Origin of the sequence: Pseudomonas sp. PA-4-8C (assembly GCF_021606625.1) — a bacterium.
Classification (GTDB): Bacteria; Pseudomonadota; Gammaproteobacteria; order Pseudomonadales; family Pseudomonadaceae; genus Aquipseudomonas; species Aquipseudomonas lactis.
Genome location: NZ_WKCD01000406.1, coordinates 1 through 3,411 on the forward strand (window position 1 = coordinate 1; position 3,411 = coordinate 3,411).

2 protein-coding genes are annotated in these 3,411 nt (G+C 59.3%); one reads left to right on the forward strand and one right to left on the reverse strand.

The genetic code is table 11. From position 1 onward, the window contains the following. Positions 1-331: 331 nt before the first annotated feature. Positions 332-2,071, forward strand: a complete 1,740-nt coding sequence (locus GIW04_RS29080; protein WP_003190089.1) for a dipeptidase — start codon at positions 332-334, stop codon at positions 2,069-2,071. A gap of 185 nt (positions 2,072-2,256) precedes the next feature. Here the strand turns inward: GIW04_RS29080 and GIW04_RS29085 are convergent. After that, positions 2,257-3,411: M24 family metallopeptidase (locus tag GIW04_RS29085; protein ID WP_236479474.1), on the reverse strand; the 1,155-nt coding region annotated here is incomplete at its 5' end.

The following is a 3,411-nucleotide window of genomic DNA, read 5'->3' on the forward strand; positions in this document are numbered from 1 at the left end:
GTTACAGGTACCGTGGTAGTCGCCGGCCAGGAACTGGAAGCCGGAAAATCCGTGGTCGCCGTCGTCGGCAGCACAGGCACCTATGCCGGTTCCACCGGCGAAATGAGCTCCGAACCCAACCCCGATGGTACCTTCACTCAGACCTTGTATTTGGTTCGGCCCTAACTCTGAAAAAGCCAGCGACTAATGAACGGTGCGTTTATTAAAGTAGGATTTTTCCTTGTTCAAGGTCTCCCCTACTGTTCCTTTGCAGTGTTAGTGTGTGAAATTGTTTCTGACATAACGATCAGAATATTTCCTACATTCACTTTGCAAAGGAATGCCTTTAACCATGCACTTTCCACTGAAAAAACTGGTGGCTGCCACCTTGTTCGCCGCGAGCCTGTCGGCAGTTGCCACTCCCGCATCCGCTAACATCACCGCAGACCAAAGCGCAGCCATCTTGAAGCAGTTCAGCGAGACCTCGGTCACCGATTTTCGCAGTTTCCTCGGCACCCTGGCTAAGGGCGAGTTCGGCAAATCGGCTGACACCGGCACTGCTATCAGCGCGTTTCTGGGCAACAAAACCCTGAGCGCCGAGCAGCAGAACGAGATCAATCGCCTGCTGGGCATTTACACCCGCGTTAAATATGGCAAAGCCGCGCTCGAAACCCTGCGTGAACTGGTGGAGATCCCTACGTTTAACGTAGACGGCCTGCCGCAATACAATAACCCGGAATTCCTCAAGATCGCCGCGAAGATCGAGGCCCTGGCCAAGTCCTTCAACCTGAACTTCCGTAACGTCGATAACCGCGTCTACGAAATCTCCCTGGAAGGCAGCGGTGATGAAGTCGTGGGGGTGCATGCTCACGCCGACGTGGTGCCGGTCACCCCGGAAAACTGGGTGCTGCAAGACGGCACCAAACTCGACCCGTTCAAGGTCACGCTGATCGGCGACCGCATGTATGGCCGCGGTACCGAGGATGACAAGAACGGCATCGTGGTGACGATGTACGCCATGAAGGTGATCAAGGAAGAAAAGCTGCCACTGGCGCGCACGTTCAAGCTGCTGGTGGACACCACCGAAGAAACTTCCGGTGAGGCTATTCCTTACTATTTCGAGCGCAATCCCGTGCCGCAATACAACCTGGCGCTGGATGGCGGTTACCCGGTGGTGATTGCCGAGAAAGGCTCGGGGACGGTCATGGCCACCTTCCCGGTGCGCAAAGGCGAAGGCAAAGGCGCAGAGATCATCGCGATGACCGGCGGCAAGGCGAACAACCAGATCCCATCGGCCTCGGTGGCCACGCTGGTCAGCGATACACCCGCCGAATTGGCCGCCAGCCTGCAACAGGCCGGTGCCGACTATGCCAAGCGCAACGGTGGCAATTTTCAGGTGACGGCCAAGGTCGATGGCAAGGACGTCAAACTCACGGTGACCGGCGTGTCCGCGCACTCCTCCGAGCCCGAAACCGGAGTCAACCCGGTGGCGCGCATGCTGGAGCTGATCCACAGCCTGGATGGCAAGGTCGCCCTCAAGCACAACCACATCACCGACGCCGCGCGGTATGCCGCCGACAACTGGGGCCTGGATTACCTGGGCGGCAAATTGGGTGTGGGCTACGCGGATGATTTCATGGGCCCGCTGACCACCTCGCTGACGTTTGTGGGCCAAGATGACAAAGCCTTCAAACTGGCAGTGAACCTGCGCGCGCCGAAAGGTAAAACCCCTGATTCACTCAAGGCGCAGATTGAGCAGAAGCTCACTGCCTGGAACCAGGATGCCAAGGTCAAGGTGAACTTCACGTACTCGCTCGACACGCCGATGTACCGCAACCCTGAAGGCGAGTGGGTCAAGGCCTTGTTGGCGGTGGCCACGGAAAACCTGGGGATGGCACACAAGTTCGGCACTTCAGCCGGCGCAACCTCCGTGCATGACCTGCCCAACGGCGTGCAATTCGGCCTGGCGCGCCCGGAAGAGAAGTACACCGGGCACACGGACAGCGAGTTCAAGACGGTTGAGCAGTTCTTGCTGGACCTGCAGATCGTCACCGAAATGATGGGCCGCGTCGGGCAGTTGCCGAAGCTCTGACGCAGCTGGAGCCCCGGCGAGGCTGCGATGGCGGCGGCACAGGCAGAATCTTCAGCGCCTGACCCACCGCTTTCGCAGCCTCGCTAAAGCTCGACAGCTCCCACAGGGGATCGGTTGTGTGGGCGAGATCTCGCTTTGCAGGGCAATCGAGATAAGCGCAATTCTCGGCAACAATGGCAGGCTCTTCAGCCTTGCAACATCAGCATGTCTTCAAAGAACCCACCGACCGGCTCGGTGGGATGGCACAGCTGGATCTCCAATACCCAGGCCATTTCACTCGGAGATATCTCCAGGTCAGCCAACTCTTTGCTCTCGAACAATGCATGGGGAAAATCCGCAAGGCGGTGCCCCGCCAGGTTGCGCGCCAGCCTCCAGCCCTTTGACGCAGCGCTCTGCTCGGCGAAGTCGTAGAGTTCACGCCCGGTCAGGCCACGCAGCCAAGCTTGGCGTGTTTCATCGAACACTTCGTGCAAGGCCGTTGTACAGGCCTGATGCAACGGCGCATCGCCAAACACAAACGTATCGCCATAGTCCCCTTCGTAGCCATCCCACACCGGGCCAAGATCGACCACGGCAATATCATTAGCGCCCAGCCTGCGCTGACGATCTATGCCCTCGCGCGGTGGGCGCACAGTGTCGGCGCCAAAACGAATGTACGTCGGATGCCAAGTGTGCGAAGCGCCCATGGCCTGCAGTTGCCTCGCGGCCATCTCAAGGGCCTCACCGGTGGTCATGCCGACCTTCAACTGGCTGGCAATGGCCGCCAAGGCACGCTTGGATTTTTCCCGCGCCGCCAACATGCCGTCCAAGGAATAACGCGGACCGACTTTCTCCCAGACCGGGTCGAACGACAGGGAGACTGCTTGCGCACTTGACCGCCCACTGGCGACAAACGCCTCCGCGATAAACCGGTGGCTCGGCAACCCCGCTTCAAGGCAATGGGTGCGCACCTGGCCGAGCATTGCACCGTTGCCGCACGCATAAACCTGGGCCTGTTCCCACTGATGCCCATGACTCATTGCAACCTCTTGCACTCTGCCCTCGGATGACCGCACGCAATGCCAGCGAAAACGAGGATGCTCAAGCATCAGGTGGTCGAGAAATGCGCTGTCATAAAAATCCACCGATTGCGCGCCGCCCCAGTACAACGTCACGTCGACATCGCGCTTGAGCGCGGTCAGCAGGATAGGCTTGATGCCCGCATAACCAGTGCCCGTGGCGAATAACACCACCGGCGCCGCATCATCGTCCTGCCAGGTACAGGCACCAAACGGCCCTTCCACGTGCAGACGCTCACCCACGACGAGACCACCCAGGATCCCCTCGGAAAAGTACCCGCC